Source organism: Achromobacter sp. JUb104 (assembly GCF_024806975.1).
In the GTDB taxonomy this organism is placed as follows: Bacteria; Pseudomonadota; Gammaproteobacteria; order Burkholderiales; family Burkholderiaceae_B; genus Achromobacter; species Achromobacter spanius.
Genome location: NZ_JANUEY010000003.1, coordinates 591,609 through 611,554, shown reverse-complemented (window position 1 = coordinate 611,554; position 19,946 = coordinate 591,609). Strand labels below are relative to the sequence as shown.

The 19,946-nt window shown below is 63.3% G+C and carries 14 protein-coding genes; 5 read left to right on the top strand and 9 right to left on the bottom strand.

Features of this window, described 5'->3' with window-relative positions:
* The first annotated feature begins 146 nt into the window (after positions 1-146).
* On the top strand, positions 147-1,013 hold the full coding sequence (locus M2361_RS23245) for a lysozyme inhibitor LprI family protein (RefSeq protein ID WP_259252000.1): 867 nt from the start codon (positions 147-149) through the stop codon (positions 1,011-1,013).
* 161 nt (positions 1,014-1,174) lie between these two features.
* Positions 1,175-7,300, top strand: a complete 6,126-nt coding sequence (locus M2361_RS23240; protein WP_259251999.1) for a DUF3320 domain-containing protein — start codon at positions 1,175-1,177, stop codon at positions 7,298-7,300.
* Between the two features lie 37 nt (positions 7,301-7,337).
* Here M2361_RS23240 and M2361_RS23235 read toward each other — a convergent pair whose 3' ends face one another.
* The 3 genes from M2361_RS23235 to M2361_RS23225 are packed head-to-tail and all read right to left on the bottom strand — an operon-like array spanning position 7,338 to position 8,467.
* Complete coding sequence (locus tag M2361_RS23235) at positions 7,338-7,769, bottom strand: hypothetical protein (protein WP_259251998.1); 432 nt, start codon at positions 7,767-7,769, stop codon at positions 7,338-7,340.
* Positions 7,766-8,158, bottom strand: coding sequence for a hypothetical protein (locus tag M2361_RS23230; protein ID WP_259251997.1), 393 nt, complete (start codon positions 8,156-8,158; stop codon positions 7,766-7,768). The genes M2361_RS23235 and M2361_RS23230 overlap by 4 nt, the downstream gene beginning before the upstream one ends.
* A complete protein-coding gene (locus M2361_RS23225; RefSeq protein ID WP_259251994.1) occupies positions 8,159-8,467 on the bottom strand; it encodes a hypothetical protein in 309 nt (102 codons plus the stop codon). It abuts the gene before it with no gap.
* Between M2361_RS23225 and M2361_RS23220 the strand changes: the two genes are divergently transcribed.
* Positions 8,466-9,188, top strand: coding sequence for an META and DUF4377 domain-containing protein (locus M2361_RS23220; RefSeq protein ID WP_259251992.1), 723 nt, complete (start codon positions 8,466-8,468; stop codon positions 9,186-9,188). The two genes, M2361_RS23225 and M2361_RS23220, sit on opposite strands and share 2 nt — an antisense overlap.
* A gap of 67 nt (positions 9,189-9,255) precedes the next feature.
* Here the strand turns inward: M2361_RS23220 and M2361_RS23215 are convergent, their stop codons facing one another.
* Positions 9,256-11,715 carry a penicillin acylase family protein gene (locus M2361_RS23215; protein ID WP_259251991.1) on the bottom strand — a complete coding sequence of 820 codons (2,460 nt, stop codon included), beginning with the start codon at positions 11,713-11,715 and terminating at the stop codon, positions 9,256-9,258.
* Positions 11,716-12,046: 331 nt separating this feature from the next.
* On the opposite strand from M2361_RS23215, the gene M2361_RS23210 reads away from it, so the two are divergent.
* Together M2361_RS23210 and M2361_RS23205 are read left to right on the top strand one after the other, a co-directional pair.
* Positions 12,047-13,669, top strand: a complete 1,623-nt coding sequence (locus tag M2361_RS23210) for a sulfatase (protein ID WP_259251988.1) — start codon at positions 12,047-12,049, stop codon at positions 13,667-13,669.
* A 50-nt stretch (positions 13,670-13,719) separates the two neighbouring features.
* Entirely contained in the window at positions 13,720-14,688 is a 969-nt protein-coding gene (locus tag M2361_RS23205; protein WP_259251987.1) for a tripartite tricarboxylate transporter substrate binding protein, read from the top strand.
* 169 nt (positions 14,689-14,857) lie between these two features.
* On the opposite strand, the gene M2361_RS23200 is transcribed toward M2361_RS23205, so the two are convergent.
* The 5 genes from M2361_RS23200 to M2361_RS23180 all read right to left on the bottom strand — a co-directional run bounded on the left by M2361_RS23200 (position 14,858) and on the right by M2361_RS23180 (position 19,825).
* Positions 14,858-15,184, bottom strand: coding sequence for a DUF4148 domain-containing protein (locus M2361_RS23200; RefSeq protein WP_259251986.1), 327 nt, complete (start codon positions 15,182-15,184; stop codon positions 14,858-14,860).
* 148 nt (positions 15,185-15,332) lie between these two features.
* On the bottom strand, positions 15,333-16,418 hold the full coding sequence (locus M2361_RS23195) for a LuxR family transcriptional regulator (RefSeq protein WP_259251985.1): 1,086 nt from the start codon (positions 16,416-16,418) through the stop codon (positions 15,333-15,335).
* 100 nt (positions 16,419-16,518) lie between these two features.
* Positions 16,519-17,670 (bottom strand): ABC transporter substrate-binding protein, encoded by a 1,152-nt coding sequence (locus M2361_RS23190; RefSeq protein WP_259252653.1) that lies wholly within the window; start codon positions 17,668-17,670, stop codon positions 16,519-16,521.
* The gene (locus M2361_RS23185; RefSeq protein ID WP_259251984.1) at positions 17,663-19,117 is read right to left on the bottom strand and encodes a sensor histidine kinase; all 1,455 of its coding nucleotides are present in this window, start codon (positions 19,115-19,117) and stop codon (positions 17,663-17,665) included. The genes M2361_RS23190 and M2361_RS23185 overlap by 8 nt, the downstream gene beginning before the upstream one ends.
* 3 nt (positions 19,118-19,120) lie before the next feature.
* Entirely contained in the window at positions 19,121-19,825 is a 705-nt protein-coding gene (locus M2361_RS23180) for a response regulator transcription factor (RefSeq protein ID WP_259251983.1), read from the bottom strand.
* Positions 19,826-19,946: the final 121 nt, after the last annotated feature.

Genomic DNA, 19,946 nt, shown 5'->3' with positions numbered 1-19,946 from the left:
GCCGGCGCAGGATAGCCCGGGTACGCGTTTCAGAGCGTTGAACTCTGTTTCTATTTTGTAAGTGGTTTTCATGCAGAATGGCGCGCTGCGCTTGCGTCACTAGCCGCAAAGCCAAACCGGCAGCCCTTGCAAGAGAGAAGAACACAATGACATTGGCACGCTCCGCACGTTCCCCATATTCCGCAGGTTTCGCGGGTTTCGCAGTAAAGGGCCTGTTCCTGGCCGGCGTGTTCGCGCTGTCCGCGCCGGCGATGGCGATCAATTGCGCCAAGGCTGGCACCGCCGTCGAAAAGCTGATCTGCGCCGACAAGGCGACGGTGGCGGCCGATGCCGGACTCAACCGCGCTTACCAGGCGATCTTGAAGCAGGCGCCGGACGACAACATCCGCGAGATGCTGGTCGCCAGCCAAAAGCGCTGGCTTGAAGCGCGTGACCGCGCGCTGGACCGCCTGCTCACGGACCCGGACGCCGTGCCGGATGACAAGACCGCGGGCGAGATTGCGCGCGAGCTGATCGAGAACCGCAGCGCCCAGTTCAAGGAAGCCGGCAAAGGCTCCGCCACCCCCACCATGATTCGCCGGGCGCTTCAGCAGCAGCAGTTCCAGTCCCAATTCACGGGCGGCGCGTTCGCGGGCTATTGGACGTCTTGCGACGTGCTGCCGCATGATTACGTCGACTACGCCTGCTTCGCGATTCGCCACTACCAGAACAACGATCGCGTGTGCTCGGAGGACGAATCCTGGGCGTCGGGGGCGGTCTACACCAAGCGCTACGTCGCCAACGTGGTTGACGGCAAGCCGCGTGTGATCGCGTCCTGCTCGTTCAGTAGTGCCGACGAGGCCTGCGCCACCGTCGGCGATACGAAGGCGAATTGGAACCGGCAGCCCGAGGCGCCGAAGTATGTGTATGCCGACAAACCGCTGCCGAAGCTGGATGGTGAGATTGACGCGTCGGACGATGCCGAATGGGTGCAGGCCTGCCTGACGGACCCGGCGTATCCGCCAGGGCAATAACCCGGCGGCGGGGGGCGTGCAGGCGCATGCCGTCGATATTCACGCCGATACGCAAAACTTTCTATTTCCAGCGGGCGGCGGCGTCATCGCGTCTTAAAATCCGGCATTGCAGATTTTCGCTGCCGGCATAGGCCCGCGCGGAACCGAACCGAGAGATATCGATGGATAAGCGACAAGACCTGGAACCGGCGGTGATCCAGGAGGGCGCGGCGCAGACCGGCGCGGTGCAGGCCGACGTGGTGGTCGCCACGGGGCCGAACACGCTCGACGCCATCACCATCGATATCGAAGCCGATCCCACCCTGGGCTACGCCTCGATTCAGAACGCGGTTCCCATCGTTCGGACGTTGCGCGTGACGAATCGTTCGTCGCACACCTTCGAGAACATTGAAGTCCGCCTCCGCTGCAACCCCGCTTTTGCCCAACCGGTGACGTTGCGCTTTGACGTGCTGGTGCCCGGAGAAATCCGCCGGATTTCCCCGCTGGACCTGACGCCTGACCACAGCTACGTGGCTGACCTGCAAGAAGCCGTGCGCGCCAGCATCGATGTCGTGGTGCAGTCAGACACGCAGGAAATCGGTCGGGCTTCGCAAACGATCACCGTGTTGGCCTATGACCAATGGGCCGGCACGCGCGCCTTGCCGGAATTGCTGGCCGCGTTTTCCATGCCGAATAATCCGGCCGTGGATGGGCTGATTGGCAAGGCGTCCAAGCTGCTGCGCGCGCAGCATGCCGATCTGCAGATGAACGGCTACCAGTCCAAAAGCCGCGACGTGGTGTGGAAGCAAGTGTCCGCCATCTACAGCACGCTGGCCGCCGAGTCGTTGCATTACGCAGAGCCGCCCGCCTCGTTTGGCGTGGATGGTCAGAAAATTCGCACGCCGGATCGCATCATGGACGCTCGGGTCGCAACGTGTCTGGACCTGGCGATGCTGTTCTCGTCCTGCCTGGAGCAAGCCGGCTTGCGCCCGGTCATCCTGATGAAGGACGGGCACGCCTGGGTGGGAGTGTGGCTGCATCAGGCCTGCTTTGCCGACCCGTTGACGGATGACGTGCAGGCCGTAAGAAAGCGCGTGGACAGCGGCGAGTTCCTGGTCTTTGAAACGACCGGCATCGCGCAACATCCCAACTTTCGGCCGTCGTTGCGGCGCGCGTTGGAGCAGGGCGCGGCGCATTTGCGCGAAGAGAACACCTTTCGCTACGCCATCGACGTGCATCGCGCGCGTGAATTGCAGATCAAGCCCTTGCCGTCGCGTGGGGTGTCGGTTGCGCCGACGGATGCCGATGACGCAGAAATCCCCGCCGCCATCGAACCCACGCCCGACCTGCCGCCGCTGGACCCGGAATTCGTGATCAGCCTGGAGCCCGCCGACGACACACCGGAAGGCCGGCTGGCCAAGTGGAAATCGCGCTTGCTCGACCTGACGCTGCGCAATCGTCTACTGAACTTCAAGCTGACCAAGTCCACCTTGCCGCTCGTCGTGCCGGACCTGGCCCGACTGGAAGACGCCATTGTCGATGGCAGCGAATTCCGCATACGCCCGTTGCCCGCCGCGTTGATGGACGGCAGCGATCCGCGCGTGGCCGAAGTGCATGTGGGCCGGGGCGGCCGCGCGCCGCTGGACGACATGGCGCTGGACGCGTTGGGCAACAAGGAACTGATCGCGCGCGTCACGCAGGAAGCGCTGGACGCCAACCTGCTGACCATCTTTGGCGCGGCGCGTACCGGGCAGGAGGAGGGCGGCGCCAACACGCTGTACCTGGCGATGGGCATGCTGCGCTGGACCGAAAGCCCCGGCGCGGAAAGCGCGCATCTGGCGCCGCTGATCCTGGTGCCGGTGTCGTTGCAACGGCAGTCGGTGCGCAGCGGTTTCCGGCTGGTGCGCCACGACGACGAGACCATCATCAACCCCACGTTGCTGCAGATGCTGCGCAACAACTACGAGCTGCGCATTCCGGGTCTGGACGTCCTGCCCGCCGATGACAAGGGCGTGGACGTGGCGCGCGTGCTGCAGGCGTTCCGGCTGGCCGTGCGGGAAATCGCGGGCTGGGAGGTGCTGGAACAGGTGCATCTGGGGATCTTCTCGTTCACCAAGTACCTGATGTGGAAAGACCTGCAAGACCGCACCGAGCAGTTGAAAGCCAACCGCGTCGTCAGGCATTTGATCGATCACCCGGGGCAGGCGTTTGCAAAAGAACCTTTTGATCAGCGCTTTGATCGCCTGGACGAGAGCTACAAGCCCGAAGACCTGCTGACGCCGCTGCTGTCCGATTCGTCGCAGTTGAAGGCGATCTGCGCGGTGGACGCGGGCCGCGATCTGGTGCTGGAGGGGCCGCCGGGTACGGGCAAGAGCCAAACCATCACGAACCTGATCGCGCATCTGCTGGCGCGCGGCAAGACGGTGTTGTTCGTCTCGGAAAAAATGGCCGCGCTGGAAGTGGTGCATCGCCGTTTGGCCAACATCGGCCTGGGCCCGTTCTGCCTGGAATTGCATTCGTCCAAGGCGCGTAAATCCGAGGTGCTGCAACAGCTTGGAAAGGCGCTGGACCACAGCGGCCAGCGCACAAGCGATGACTGGGCGCGTGAGGCCGAGCGCCTGACCGTGCTGCGCCAGGACTTGAACGGCTTGGTCGATGCGCTGCATCACACGCATGCCAACGGCCTGACGGTGTATGACGCCATCGGCACTTGCATCCAGAACGCGGGCAAGGAGCCGTCGCCGATGTTCTGGGCCGACGCGCAGGCGCATCAAGTCAAAGACCTTGCGCAACTGCGCGAGACCGCGCGCCGCATGTCGACCTTGTCCAAGGAACTTGGCGTGTTGCATGGCCATCCGCTGGCGCATATCGGCATGGCGGAATGGAGCCCCAGTTGGCAAGACGCGTTGTTGGCCGAGGCGCAGGCGCTGGAGCAAGCGGTGGCAGGCTTCCAGGCGCAGGCGGTGGCGGCGGGCGAGGGCGTAGGCGTGCCGGCGCAGGGCTTGAGCCTGGATGCCTATGCGCATCTGGATCAGTTGTTCGACATGCTGCTCGCGGCGCCCCACGTGCCTGCGGGCCTGGCCACGCAAGCGCATGACCCCGCCGCCCGCTTTCAAGTTCAGGCGCTGGCTCGTCACGGCCTGGCGCGCAACGCGCATTGGGCGCAGGTGGGCGCGCAATGGAACGGGCAATTGGCCGAGCTTGATGCCAATACGCTGAAGGCCGAATGGCTGTCCGCATGTTCGGCATGGTGGCCGAAGTCCGTCTTCGCCAAGGGCGGCATCCGCAAGCGGCTGGCGAGGTATCGCACGGACGGCCAGCGGCCGGACGAGGCCGCGATTACGGCCATGCTGGCGCCCTTGGCGCTGGTGAACACCGAAGACCGCGCACTGGCGGTCTTGAAGGCGGATGCGCAGCGCCTGCTGCAAGACAGCTATACGGGTCTGTCCACGGATTGGGAGCAAGTCCAGCGCCATGAGCAATGGGCAGCGCGCTTTGCCGACGCGGTCACGCAGGTGGCGGGCGACCCCATTTCCGCTGCCGACTTGCGCACGCGCTTGCAAGCGCTGGTGGGTGAGAACCGCGCCTATCTGCAACCGGGTTCGCCGCTGGGCAAGTCGTTGTTAGCGTACCGGGATGCGTGGCGCGCCGTACAAGACCGGTTGGCGGAAGTCGATGCGTTGGCAAAACCTACCGAAGCGCTGGCGGGCGCATCGGATGCCAACGGCGCGCTGGAACGCATTCAGGGCGTGCTGGCGGGCTGGCGTCATAACAAGCAGTTCTTGATGCCGTGGTGCGTATGGCGTCAGGCGCGTGAGCAGGCCATTGCGTCGCAACTGCAAGGCCTGGTCGCTTCTCTTGAGCAGGGCCGCGTTCCGTTGGAGCAGATCGAAGCGCATTTTGAATTCAGCTACCGCAACTGGTGGGTGAAGAAGGTCATCGACCATACCCCCGTGTTGCGCGCGTTTTCCAGTGCGGACCACGAGCGCAAGATCCGCGAATTCCGCGATGCCGACGACCGCTTCCAGAAGCTGACGTCCGCCTACATTGCCGCCGTGTTGGCCGGCAAGGTGCCCGATGGCAACGGCGTGCTGGTCAGCCCAGATAGCGAGCTTGGCCTGCTGCGCCGCGAACTGCAAAAGAAGGCGCGCCACGTTCCCGTGCGCCAACTGATGCAGCGCTTGCCGTCGCTGCTGCCCAGGCTCAAGCCTTGCCTGCTGATGTCGCCCTTGTCGGTGGCGCAGTATCTGGACGCCGGCCATTCGCAGTTTGATGTCGTGGTGTTCGACGAAGCCTCGCAGATTCCGGTGTGGGATTCGGTGGGCGCCATTGCGCGCGGCCAGCAAGTGGTGGTGGTGGGCGATACCAAGCAGTTGCCGCCCACGAGCTTCTTCAGCAAGTCCACGCCGGAAGACGATGGCGCGGGGGATGATGGCCAGGTGGAAGACCTGGAGAGCATTCTGGATGAATGCCTGGGCGCCGACATGAACCGCCTGCGTTTGCAGTGGCATTACCGCAGCAAGCACGAAAGCCTGATCACGTTCAGCAACGTCACCTATTACGATTCGCAGCTGATCACCTTCCCGTCGCCCGTCACGGACGACGTGGCCGTGCGCCTGGAGAAAGTCGCGGGTATCTACGACCGGGGTGGCAGCCGCACCAACCGCCGCGAAGCCGAAGCCATCGTGCAAGGCATCGAACAGCACTATCTGGACAAGTCCCGCCGCCGCCAGACCTTGGGCGTGGTGACGTTCAACCAGCCGCAGCAATCCCTGATCGAAACCCTGCTGGACGCCCGCCGCCGCGCCAATGCGGAGCTCGACAAGGCGATCTCGGCGCAATCCCGTGAACCGCTGTTCATCAAGAACCTGGAGAACGTGCAGGGCGACGAGCGTGACGTGATCTATTTCTCGATCACGTTCGGGCCGGACGCCGCCGGAAAGATGACGATGAACTTCGGGCCGCTGAACGGCGAAGGCGGACACCGCCGCCTGAACGTGGCGATCTCCCGCGCGCGCGAAGGCGTGGTGATCTACAGCACGTTGATGCCGGAACAGATCGACCTGTCGCGCGTGCGCGCCCGGGGTGTGCGCGACTTGAAGCACTACCTGGAGTTTGCGCTGAAAGGGCCGCGCGCCTTGGTCGAGCAGTCGCTGCCGACCGGCCGCGAGCCGGACAGCCCGTTTGAAACCCAGGTCATCAAGGTGCTGCGCAATCATGGCTGGGTGGTGCACCCGCAAGTGGGCTGCTCCGGCTACCGCATCGACATGGGCGTGGTGGACCCGCGCGCGCCGGGGCGCTATCTGATGGGCATCGAGTGCGACGGCCGCGCGTATCACTCAGGCGCCACCGCGCGCGATCGCGATCGCTTGCGTCAGGTGGTGCTTGAAGGGCTGGGCTGGCGCTTGCATCGCGTTTGGTCCACCGACTGGTGGATCAACCCTGAACGAGAGGTGGAGAAGATCTTGGCCCGCTTGAATGCGGAGCTGGAACGCATGGTAGAGGACGAGCCCGAGGTGGAGGACGCAGAGGCTGAAGGCGAAGCCGAAGTTGAAGCCGAGGTCGAAAGCGAAGTTGACGCCGAAGCTGCTATTCAAGCGGAAGCCGCAATCGGAGCCGGAGCCGATGCCAGAGCCGATGCCAGAGCCGCTACCGAACCCGAAGGCGCCGTGGAGTTTGTGATCACGACCGAAGAGGGCGATATCGCGTGGGCGTCGGCGCACAGCGCGAAAGTCAGCGCATCCACGGGCGGCATCGCGACCTATCAACTGGCCGACCTGAGCGCTGCCGTGGGTGACCCAGACGCCTTCTACAGCCGCGCCAACAACGCGCAATTGGCGGAACAATTACGCCTGGTCATCGACACGGAAGGCCCCATTGCCGAGACCGTGCTGCACCGTAAAGTCGCCCGCGCCTGGGGCCTGGAACGCACAGGCGTCCGGATCGTTGAACGGTTGCGGACCTTGACCCCGATGGAAGTTAGCCAGACGGATGAAGGCGAGGCCACCTTCTATTGGCCTGCCGGCGTAGCGCCCGAAACCTGGACCGGCTTTCGCGGCGCAAGCGACGACGACGCCACGCGCCGCCGCGTGGACGATGTCTGCATCCAGGAACTGGCGAACGGCGTGCTGCACGTGCTGGCCATGACCGGCAACGCGCCAAAATCGGATGTGATCAAGTCAGTGTGCCGGCTGCTGGGCATGTCGCGTACGTTGGCGGATGCGGAAGCACGCATCGGACACGCGATAGCCGGCCTGGCGCAGCGAGGCGTGGTGCGTGAAGAGATGGGGATGTTGCGGCTGGGGTAGGGTGGTCGTGTGAGGGCGTTACGGCGCAGTGACAGGGTCACGCATAAAAATTCCGTAGCGCTCCTCCGATAATCAATGCCAAGACGATCGTAATAAGTCCTCCGTAGGCCAAGAAAAGGGGAATCTTGATGTCTCCGGGGATTTGCCTTGCATCGACAGGGTGGAACATTGCGTTGTTTTTGCTGATCGGCCACCGCTTGGCATGGGGGAACGCCAACCACACCGCCAATGACGTGCAAATGTTCATCTTTTCATGCAAAGACAACTCGGCGCGAGTTCTGCCTTTTGCCCAAGGGTGTCGCGTAAGCGCGATAGCGTGGTCAAGCTTGCGGTAATAGAAGTGCATGCCTGCGACGACGTAAACGACGAACGCCAAGAAAATAATCGTTCCGGTGACGGCGCTGATGTGTTGGCTGGTAAGTTGTGTCATTGCAAGATTGAGTGCCGGCATCATTGTCGGCGCGCTCATGCATATAGGCGTTTAAGGGCGCTTCCTATCAGTAATGCCAAGACCGAAACGGTCATTCCGCCGTAAGCGAGGAATAGCGGAATTTTTATATCGGAAGGTATGGTGCGAACATCGCTTTCAACAAAAATCTGATGAATATTGTTGAGTGGCCAAAAATTCGCTTTATGAAGGGATAGCCATATCAAGAGCGTCGTGGCAATGGCCAGATTTTCATAGAGCGTTAGCTGGGATCTGGTCTTGCCCTTCGCTATAGGGTGCTTCGTCAATCGGATGGCGTCGTCAAGTTTGAAGTAGTAGAAGTACGCCGCAGAAGAAATATAAACGACGAAGGCCAAGACAAAGACCAGTCCTGCAATGGCGCCGATATGTTGTCCGCTTAGTTCTGTCATTCAAATCAACTCGTATCCGTTTGTACTCAAGTCGGCGCCCAGCGACTTACCAAGAGCGGCCCATTTCATTGCTTTGGACTCCCGAAGAGCCGGCCCACCAACCGCGCCCTCCAGCAAGATTTTGAAACCCTCTGCCCCGCGCTTCGCCTGATCCGTCCATACCACGGACGTAGAATGCCGCTTTTGATCAGTGCCATACGGCTCATAGGAACGAACCATGAAAAAAATAATCCTACTTGCGTCCGCATGCGCCGCGCTGCTACAGGCTTGCGCTCCCGTTTCCTCTCCCAGCGAAGGATCGTCCTCCATGCCCACTTCTACCGCGACGTCGCCCTCCAGCCAACTGAGCTTGCCCGCGTATTACTGGCGTCTGGTCTCCGCTACCGATGCATCCGGCAAGTCGATTCCGACCTTGCAAGCGGGCGTTGAGCATCAGCTGCGCCTGGCCTTCACGAAGGATGCCTTGAATATTCGCGGGGGCTGCAATACGCAGTTTGGCGGTTATCGCTATCAGAATGGCGTGCTGCAAGTGGATAACCTGGCGTCCACGATGAAGGCTTGCGAGCAGAGTTTGATGCAACTGGATGCCGAGATCAACGAGCGCCTGAAAGGCGATCTGCGAGCCACGATGTCGGGCGATACGCATGAGCCCGCGCTGGAGCTCGTGGGCAAGGACGGCACCGTGCTGAAGTTCGTGGGTGAGCCCACGCCCGAGACGCTGTATGGCAGCGCGGGCCAGATCATGTTCCTGGAAGTGGCTGCCAAGAAGGCCGAGTGCAGCCATCCGATGATTCCCAACTACCAATGCCTGATGGTGCGCGAGCGCCGCTACAACGAAGCCGGTGTGCAGCAGCCGACGCAGGATAAATGGCAACCGCTGTATCAGTCCATCGAAGGGTTCGAGCACCAGGAAGGCGTGCGCACCGTGCTGCGCGTGAAGCGTTACGACTGGAAGAACCCGCCCGCTGATGCGCCGTCCAAGGTGTATGTGCTGGATATGGTGGTGGAGCAGGACGCGTCGAAAAAGTAAGCGCAAGGACGCCAATGAAAATGCCGGGCCGTTTTAAGCGGCCCGGCATTTTTTCTTGCGCCGCTGGTCAGTTGCCTGACGGCTTGAGTGTCAGCGTATCTGCCCGTTCGCTATCCACCTTGGCGCGGCTGAACGCCATGGGGAAGTACTCGCCCGTGGCCCAGCCCTTGAGCAGGTCCTGGTAATGCGGGCTGCGCGGGTCAGCCGATTGGCCCGGCACGTTCTGCACACGCGAGTTATCCCAGTTCGCCACATCGATCACCTGGCGATACGACGCCCCGCTGATCTGCCGGAAATCGCTTTTGCGGAACGTCGCGCGATGCACCGTGTCGTTGTCGCCGCCCACCGCATAGCGTGGCGTGCCCCAGGCCTTGGCGGTGTCTGGCGGCAGCAGGCTGGCCAGGCTGTGTTCAAACTGGATGTGATGCAGCTTGCCCCACTGCCACTGCGTGGAATCCGGCCCCAGCTTGGCGCGCAGTTTCTGCACCCCGTCATTCAGGGCTTGCAGCAACAGCGCGTCGCGGCCCCGGTCAGGCGGCGTGCCAAAGGCGGTGTCCGGCACGGCCAGCTTCTCCAGCGTCTTGCGGGTGGACAAGTCGCCGAACGCCGCACGGCCGTTCGCGGGCACGTACAGGTCCGACACCCGCTTGACGACCTCGGGCAGCCAGAAGGCGTAGATCGTGGCGGCACGCGAATCCGTTTCCATCCGGTAGTCCCAGTCCTTCAGCACGTTCAGCGCGTCGTTCACCGCCGGGTCGGCGGAGTTAAGCGACTTGGCGTAGCCGCCCAGCGTGCGCGCAGGTATCGACAGGTTGTCGTATTGCAGGTCCTGCGACTGTTGTACCGACAAGCGGCTGCCATCGGCCAGCACCTCGCGGATGCGCTGGACGCGATAGGGTTCTGCCCAGGTGCGCGCGGACATGTCCTTGTAGGCATAGTCGGCCGGCAGGTTGTATTCGTTGGCGGTGGCAACATAGCCTTCGGGCGGGTTGTACGCGCGGGGCAGGGCGTTGCCCGGCAAGACGCCGCGCCATTCGAAATCTCCGTTGCCCGGTACCGGCAACATGCCCGACCAGTCGTTACGCGGGCGTATCGGCGCGATGCTGCCGCCGAACCAGCCGATGTTGCCGTCCACGTCCGCGTACACCATGTTCTCGCTGGGCGTGTAGTGCTTTTCCATGCCCGCGACGAATTCATTCCAGTTCTGCGCCTGGTTCAAACGCAGGCTGGCCAGGTAGGCCGCGGTGCCCGGATATTCCAGATAGGCCGCGCGCAACGCATACGCCTTGCGCCGCACGGGGTCTTCGTGGATGACCGGGCCGTGGCGCGTGAACTTCAATTGACGCACCGCGGCCGCCTCACCCCGCACGGGAATGGTCTCGTCCATCTGCCGCATCTTTTCCCAGCCGCCTTGATAGCGGTATTCGTTGGGGTTTGCGGGGTTGGTGTCGTAGACGTACAGGTCTTCTTCGTCGCCGAACGCAAAGATCGTCAAGCCGAAGGCGATGCGGTCGTTGTGGCCCATCGATACGCCCGGCAGCGCCGGTTCGCCGGCGCCGATCACGTTCCAGCCCGGAGCGTTCAGGTGCACCATGTAGCGCAAGGACGGCATGGCGATCGACCGGTGCGGGTCGCCCGCCAGTATGGGTTTGCCGGTGTCGGTATGCTGGCCACCGATGGTCCAGTTATTGCTTTCATAGCGGGTGGCCAGCGGGTCGAAATTCGGATCCAGCGCCGCCAGCCTGCCTTCGGACAGCGCGCTGGCAAGCGCTTCACGCTTGTCGGCGGCAAGCGGGCTGCGCGGGAAATCCGCCGCGACGAATTTCTGGCCACCGCGCGCCAGGGTGTAGTTGGCCAGCACCGACTTGTCGATCTGGCGCACATCCAGGCCGGCGGGCACCTGCAACGCCAACGGCGGCTCGAACGTGCTCAAGCCCTGCACGGCGTTCAAGCCCAGGCTGGCGACCTGCTCTGCCATCTTCACTTCCGCAGTCAGGTTGCGCGTCAGCCCGTAGATTCGGATCAGCGAGGTCTCGGGGCGCCAATAGCCAGGCAGCGTGCCGGTCAGCTTGAACTCGGGCGGCAACTGGTCCGGGTTGGCCTTTACCCAATCCACATAGGCGTTGATGCCGGCGGCAAATGAGGTCAGGATGGCCTGGCCTTCGGGGTGATAGCTGGCGAATTCGGCCTGCATGTCGCCCCGGAACAGGAACAGGCGCGCGGCGCGGTCTTGTTCGATGAAGCGCGGGCCAAACTGCTCGGCCATCTTGCCTTCACCTTGCCGGCGCCACAGGTCCAACTGCCACAGGCGGTCGCGCGCGGCAGAGAAACCCTGCGCGAAGAACAGGTCATTCTGGTTTTGCGCATAGATATGCGAGACGCCGTGGCGGTCCCGCACAATCTCCACGGGCTGTGACAGCCCGGCCATGTTGATGGTGTCTTTCTTGCCGGGCGACGCACACCCCGCCGTCAAGGCAATCAGCCCACTCGCCAGCAATGCGGCGATCCTGCGATTAAACAAACGCATGGCTCCTCCTCCAGGGTTCTTGCTTTTTTATGCCTGTGGGCCCCGGGGCCTCCTGCCGCCGGGTCAACCGCGCAAGCTCAGCTAGATCTAAACCAGTTAGCGCGGCAAAGCTGTTTTATTTGTTGAGATTTGGGATGGCTTGTAACCGTGGCATGCGCCGGCCCGCCAGCCGAATCTGATGGATACATGTGTGGGCTGCAAAGCACAGTGCTAGCGGCCCCGGGAATGAGTCCGACATCCGGGGCAACAGGCTGGCAGGGGTCCAAACCGCTACCCATAATGGCCGCATCAAAACAGCCAGGCCGATGTGAGCCCGAGGCAAGGAGACCCGATGCAGCCCGATATGCAGTCCAACTCGCAGCCCAACTTGCAGCCCAACTTTCTGCTCTTCATCACGGATCAGCAGCGCGCGGATCACGTGGGTAGTTACGGCAACGCCCTGCTGCAAACCCCGGCGCTGGATGCCTTGGCCGACCAGGGGTGGTCCGCCGACCGCTTCTATGTCGCGTCCCCGATCTGCATGCCCAATCGCGCCACGTTGATGACGGGGCGCATGCCCTCGGCGCATGGGGTGCGCCACAACGGCATTGCGCTATCCCAGCGCGCAACAACGTTTGTTGAGCGGCTGCGTGACGCCGGTTACGCCACCGCGCTGGTCGGCAAATCGCACTTGCAGAACATGACGGGCATTGGCCCCGCCTGGCCGCCGGTAAGCGGCAAGCTTGCGCGGGGCGAAGCGTGGCGGCCCGAGCCTGGCGACTACGACCAAGAATGGGGACCAATGTGGCGCGATCACCCCGGCCATGATGTGAAGACGCCGTTCTACGGCTTCGACACCGTGCGCCTGGCGCTTGATCACGGCGATCAGGTCGGTGGCCATTACGCACGCTGGCTTGCCCGCGAACACCCGGAAGTACGGCGGCTGTGGGGGCCGGAGCACGCTTTCAGCACGCCCGACTTCGTGCTGACTCAACACCGGCAGGCCTGGCGCACGCGCGTTCCCGAGGAATGCTCCACCACCGCCTACATCGGTGACCAAACCATCGCTCAACTGCGCCGGCACGCTACCGGCCAAGCCCCGTTCTTCATCCAGTGTTCATTTCCTGATCCGCACCATCCCTACACGCCGCCTGGCAAGTACTGGGACCAGTATCGGCCTGACGACGTGAAGCTTCCTGAATCGTTTCACGCCAGCCAGGCCGCCCATCATCACCCACCCCCGCACGTGGCGTGGCTGTATAGGCAGCGTGACCTGAACATGGCGGTCAAGCACACGCCGGCCGTGTTCGCCTGCACCGAACGCGAAGCGCGGGAAGCGATTGCGCTGAACTACGGTTCCATCAGCCATATCGACGCCACCATCGGCCGCGTCATGCAGGCGCTGCGGGACACGGGCCTGGACGAGAACACCGTGGTCATTTTCACGAGCGACCACGGCGACTTCTTTGGCGACCACCAGTTGTTGTTCAAAGGCCCCATCCACTACCAAAGCCTGATCCGCACGCCGTTCATCTGGCGTGATCCGCAAGCCCTGCCAGCTGCCGCGCGCAGCCAGGCGCTGTGCTCCACGGCCGATATTGCCGCCACCGTGCTGGCGCGCGCGGGGGTACCTGCCTACAACGGCATGCAAGGCCAATCCTTGCTGCCGTTGATGTCGGGCGCCACTGAGACGGTGCGCGATGCACTGCTGATCGAAGAGGAGGGCCAGCGCACGATGTTCGGCTTTCCCGGGCGTGCTCGGATGCGAACGCTGCAAACAGCGCGCCACCGCTTGAGCGTGTACGCCGACGCGGATTGGGGCGAACTGTACGACCTGCACGAAGACCCCCACGAACTGCGCAACTTATGGCACGACCCCGCTGCCGAGGCTCGGCGCGGTGAACTGCTGATGGCGCTGTCGCAAACGATGATCCGTCACGCGGAAACCAGCCCGAACCCCACGGCAATTGCGTGACACGCCCGCCCACACAGCGATGGCGGACTCTCGCCACACAGGAGACATCCATGATCAAGTTCTCGTTGTTTTGCACGGCATTGCTGATGGCGGGGGCGTCGGTTGCGGCGCAGGCCGAGTATCCGACGCGCCCCATCCGGCTGATTGTCAATTCCGCACCAGCCGGCCCGGTGGATATCTGCGCACGCGCCATCGCGACATACGCCGGCAAGTTGTTGGGTCAGACAGTCATCGTTGAAAATCGTCCCGGTGCATCGGGACGCATCGGCGCCCAGGCAGTCGCCAAGGCGCCACCCGATGGCTATACCCTGCTCATGACCTTGGACACCTTGCTTACCGTCAATCCCCACGTCTTCAAGGGATTGGGTGACGACGTTATCTCGCATCTGGAACCGCTCAGTGTCGCCGGCAGCTTCGGCCTGGCACTGACCGTGCAACCGGACTTGGGCGTGACGACGGTCGAAGAGTTTCTGCGTTACGCCCGTTCAACGCCCCTTGCCTATTCCTCGGCCGGCTACGGCAGCCCAGGAAACCTGGCCTTCGAGAAGTTGAAACTGGCCACCGGCATTGAGGTCGCTCACGTCCCGTTTGGCGGGAGTCCTGGGGCCATCAATGCCTTGTTGGGGGATCAAATCCAGGTCGGCTTTTTGTCGGCCGCGGCGGTGCAACCGCACATCAAGGCCGGAAAAATGCGGGCGCTGGCGATATCGTCGCGAGAGTTGGATCCCGACCTTCCGGGCGTGCCCGTGATGGCGCAACTGGGGGTGGAATCACTGAAGGACTTTGAAGCGGAGTTTGCCTTTCTCGTCATGGCGCCACGTGGCATGCCCCCCGACGTTGCTGCGAAGTGGGACGATACCTTGGCGCAGGTGTACGCCGCGCCGGCGTTTCAGGCCAGCATTGCCAGCCTGGGCATGCGCGCGCCGTTCGGAAGTAGTGTCGAAGCCAAGAGCTGGGTAAATGCCCAGATTGGAAGTTGGGAAGAGGTCATTGAAAAAGCGGGGATAACGAGCCAGTAATTTCCATGGAACCATCGCTTTGTGCGTACCTTGGCCCATGGGGCCAGATGCCTGGCGTGATCAAGGTCAAAAGAACGTTTGCGACAGCCCGCTTGGAACGCCCGGTTGATGATGGCGGCAGACCGGAAAACTCCACTACCGGCCTTGACCGCCATGCTATCCGTCACGCTCACCATTTACCTTGATTCTGCGATGGCGTCTGCATCGTGGACGTGGCATTGCCGGGACGCACCGTGTCCACATACTTTCTATAGCTGGCGACATATGCCCCACTGTAGATGTCGGGCGTCTCGTCACCTTCCCATTTTTGCTCGACGCCGGCCTCCCGCCAGGCGGTCAGGTCGCGCATGACGTCGTCGTGGGTTTTCGGGACATCGGGCGTTTGCACGGCGGTCGTGGGGGCGACGGCCTGTTGCGCAAAAGTGGGGCCGGAGAGCAGGCCGGCGGCGGCCAGCACCACCGGGACGAACATACGGAACGAAAGGACAGTCTTCATGAACGACTCCTTGATCACGATAGCAATCCCTCTCCCTCATGGCTTCGGACTCATCGTAGGGCCGCATGGGTGCCCATCGCATACCCAAAATTGATTACGCCTGGCGTGGTCGCCCGGGACGGCTACCGGGGCGCATCCCGCGTTTGCGCTATAGCAGGGACGCCAGTCGCACCAATTCTGCCTGGCGGCTGCATTCCATCTTGCTCAGTAACGAGGCAACTTGCTTGCGCACCGTCAGCACGGACGACTGGCGTAGCGTGGCCACTTCTTCCACGCTGTGGCCCGCCGCCAGGCCCGCCAGCACGGCGGCTTCGGCATGGGTGATATCGAACACGGATTCCAGCTTGTCGATGTCGGGCTTGGCGAATGCGCTTTTGCGGCGCAGGCGCACCAGCAGCAAGCGGCCACCCAGCAGGCTTAGCGCATCGGGTGCGGCACTGAGGTCCATCCAGTCAAATTCACCCCAACCCGCGGCCGTGGCCAGCGATCGCGTCTGGCCATCGTGGAAGGTGGCGGCGCAATAAATGTCGAAAAGGCGCTGGCTTTTGGCGTCGACGTGGCGCAGCCTGCCGCCACGCACGAGCCAGCCGCGCGCCTCTTCCACATAGTGTCGAGCCAGTGTCGACATCTTGTTGACCATGGACTCCTGGTTGATCAGCAGCACCGCTTCGTTGACTTCCGAAAAGGCGCTTTCCACTGATTTCCAGCCTATGGTCAAGGCCTTCTGGCGCTGTGCAAGCTGGCTTTGCAACAGGCGGAAGTACCGGGCGAAGTCGCCTGTCTGCAGGCGCGCGCTGGCTTTGGCGTCGATGGTGGAGCGCTGGAAGCCGATGGTCGCATGCAGCACGGAGTTGGATTCGACGATCAGCGAAATGATCTGCGCCATGCGGTGCTTGACCATGAAGTCGGCGTAGAACTCCGTGCGATGCAGTTGGGCGCTGCTGTACATACGGGCGGTGTCCAGCCAGGTGCCGGCGGGCGCCGTGCGCGAGTCATGTTCCAGCACGTCGTGGCGGTAGTAGTGGCCTTGGTAGTCCGCGAAGCAGGCATCGGAAAAGCCGATGGCGGACAGGTTTGATAGCTTGTTGCGCGCGTCGAAGACGATAAGCGTGCCGCTGTCGGCGCCGACCAGATCACGCGCCGTGCGCAGGATGTCTTGCCAGGGCGGGTCGGGGTCGGTCAGATGGTGCACGGCCTCCATTGCGCGGGAGAAGACAATCTGATGCTTGAGCATGGTGTGTCCCCAACGTGGCCGTCGGCCCGAGCGGAAATTATGCCCGCGAATTTGCGATCATTGCGCAACATACATGCGTAATCCTGGCTGCGGAGCAGGATTAATGAACCGCTTGATGCGTGTGCACCGGGACGTTTCCATCAGGACGAGGCGGCTCGCCCGTTGGCAGGATCGCGGCCCGCCATAAATCCAGGAAATGCCGCTTCTTCAGCGCATCCAGATACACCAACAATCCCACGCCCAGCGCCATGGGGCGGATACCCGCGGCCGGAACGACCGAGGCATTGACGGGCCGCATGCCGGATTGCTTGGCCAGCATTTCCTGCCCTCGGGGCGAGAGCAGGTAGTCGAGCAATAGCGCGCCCAGATCGCCGCGTGACGCCTGCTTTGGAATGATGGCGGAGCGCGACAGCATCAGGGTGTAGTCCTGCGGATAGATGATGGCCAGCGGGGCGCCCTGGTCGATGCGGTGCCGGGTGTAGGACTCCAGCAGGTTGTACGCCAGCGTGATCTCACCGCGTTCCAGCTTGTCCAGCGCGTCTTCCGTGGACTCGTGAGTGGTGACGCCATTGCGGCCGAACGCGGCCAGCAAGGCGCCCGCCATGCTGTCCAGGCGCGTGTCCTGCGTAGCGGCCAGATAGCCGATGCCGCTGCCTTGCACGTCGTAGGTCGAAATGCTGTTGGCCAGCGGCCGGTCGGGCGCTTGCAGCAAGGAAAGCAGCGCGCGGCGCGTATGCGGCACGCGCGCGGCGGCGAGCTTTTTCGTGTTGTAGACCATGACGATGGGATCGGTGCCGATGCTGAACACCTCGTCGCGCCAATTCGCCCAGGCGGGCAGAGCGCGCGTTTCCGGCGATACGTGGCGTTGCGCATAGCCGTCGTTGACGAGCTTGGTCTGTAGATCCATGGCGCTGCTGATGATCAGGTCGGGGCCGCGCTTGGCCGTGGCGTCGTCCTGCGCGCGTGCGACCGTGTCCTGGTAGAGCTGCTGCGTGGACAGTTCGGTGTATTCCAGCCGCACGCCGGGGTTCAGCCGGCCGAAGTCTTCCAGCACACCCTTGAACACCTGCACGCTGTTGGACGCATGCAGGATCAGCACGTTCTTGCTGTCCGCGGGCCCAAGCGTCAGGCCGTCGCGGCTGACTTCGGCGGCTGTCGCGTTGCTCACGGTCGCCATGGCCGCCACGGTCGCGACCGACAGAAAGGCGGTGGCGCCAAGCAGCCTGCCCACCCATGCCAGCGCGCTATGCATCACGACGGCTCGCCGGTAAGGTGATGACCGCGTCCAGCCCGCCGCCCACGCGGTTGCTCAAGCTGAGTTTGCCTTGATGGATTTCGACAACGCGCTTGACGATGGACAGACCCAGCCCCGCGCCTGAGGTGCGCGGGTTGGGGCCGCGCGTGAAGCGTTCGAACGCGGCATTGGCCAGCGCGGGCGGGATGCCCGGCCCGGGGTCGGAGACGGTGATGCGCCAGCCGTTATCGTGGGCGTCGAGGGTGATGTCGATGTGGTCGTCGATGTGCCCGTCGTTGGGGCTGGAGATGGGGTTGGAAATTTGGGCGCCGTGTCGCAAGGCGTTGTCGATCAGGTTCTTGAAGGCTTCGCGCAGCATCAGGCTGTCGCCCAGAATGGTTGGCGTTTGGCGGCCAGATTCCTGGCCGGATGCGGCATCGGGCAGGTGCAGCCGCACGTCGGGCTGGGGGGCGGCTTGCGGCACGGTGTCATAGGCGGCTTGGCGCAGCAGTTCGGCCAGGTCGACCGCTTGAAACTGCTTGACGTTGCTGCGGTGGGTGACGCTGGCGTCGCTAAGCAGTTGGTTGACCAGCCGCGATAGTTTCTCGGCATTGCGCAAGACGGCCAGCAGGCTGCGGCGCTGTTCGGCGGGGTCGTCTTCATCCAGCGCCACTTCCATCTGCGCATGCAGCGCGGCCAGCGGCGTGCGCAACTGGTGGGCGGCTTCGGCGATGAACAGGCGCAAGGTGTCGAGGTTGTCGGATAGCCGGGCCATGAAGCCGTCCAGCGAATGCACCAGCGTATCCAGTTCCTGGGGCACGGGCGCGGCGATCGGATGCAGGTCGGACGCGCTGCGCGTGGCCAACTCGTGTTCGATGCGCTGGATAGGCGACAGGGAACGTTGCAGGCCCCAGTAGGCCAGCGCCAGCGCCGCGCCGGTGAAACCGATCAGCGCCAAAGTGCCTTGCCAGAGGATGCTGTCGGCCAGCGCATTGCGGGCTTCACGGGTTTGCGCAACCTGGATCACGGCAGCCTCGGCACTACGCGGCCCGGCAATCTTGCGTTCCATCCAGGCAACCCGCACGGGCTCGCCCTGATACCGGGTGGTGTACAGCTCAGGCGTATCGTCGGCGTCTTGGCGGTCCGGCGCCGCGGGCAGGTCGGCGTAACCGGAAATCAGCGATCCCGCCGTGGTCGCAACGCGATAGAACACGCGATCGCGCGGCGCCTGTTCCAGCAAGGCCAGCGCGGCGTAGGGCATGTCCATCTGCCATTCGCCTTGCACCAGTTGCAGGCTGTCGGCCATGGACAGGACCGACGCGCGCAGCAACTGATCGTAGGTAGTGTCCGCGGTTTGCTGGGCATAGCCGCGCACCAGCAGGTAGAGCGCAGCCAAGCCCACGGCGAACAGCGTCAGCAGCATCGCCAACAGGCGGCGTCGGATGGAAATGCGGCCAAGCTTCACGGGCTAGTCCTGCGGCGTGCCGGACGCGGGATTGTCCGGCGGGGCGGTGGACGTCAGCAGGTAACCGGTGCCGCGCTGCGTTTCGATGCGTAGCGGCGAGCCTTCCAGCTTGCGACGCAGCCGGGCGATGTAGACCTCGATGGCGTTGGGCGCGGCGTCGTCATCGAAGGCGAAGAGCTTGTTGGCAATCTCGGTCTTGCTGACGGCGCGGTTCATGCCGGCCAGCAGAATCTCAAGCAGGCTGTATTCGCGCTTGGGCAGGTCGATGCGCTGTCCGCCCAGCGACACGTGGCGCGCGGCGCTGTCGATGATCAGGTCGCCAAAGCGCAGGACGCCGGCGGCTTGCGCGCTGGGCCGGCGCAGCAAGGCGCGGCAGCGGGCTTCCAGTTCGCGGAAATCAAAGGGCTTGGCCAGATAATCGTCGGCGCCGGTATCCAGCGCGTGGACGCGGTCTTCGATGTCGATGCGGGCCGTCAGCGCCAGTACCGGCGTCTTGCTGCCCCGGTCGCGCAGGCGGTGCAGGATGTCAAAGCCCGACATGCGGGGCAGGCCGATATCCAGGATGACCAGGTCGAAGGTTTCGTATTGCAGCACGCCGTCGGCGCTCAGGCCGTCGTTTTGAAGGTCCACGGCATGGCCGAGACGGCGCAGCCGGCGGACGAGGGCGTCGGCCAGATCCTCGTCGTCTTCGATCACCAGGATGCGCATCGGCTGATTGTAGCTGCGTCCAATCCGGCCATTTTTCCCCGGGGCGGCCGCCTGCGGAAAGGTGCAAAGCGCCGCTTGAGGTTTGAAAAAACGACAGGTTCCAGACAGCTTTTCTTCCTAG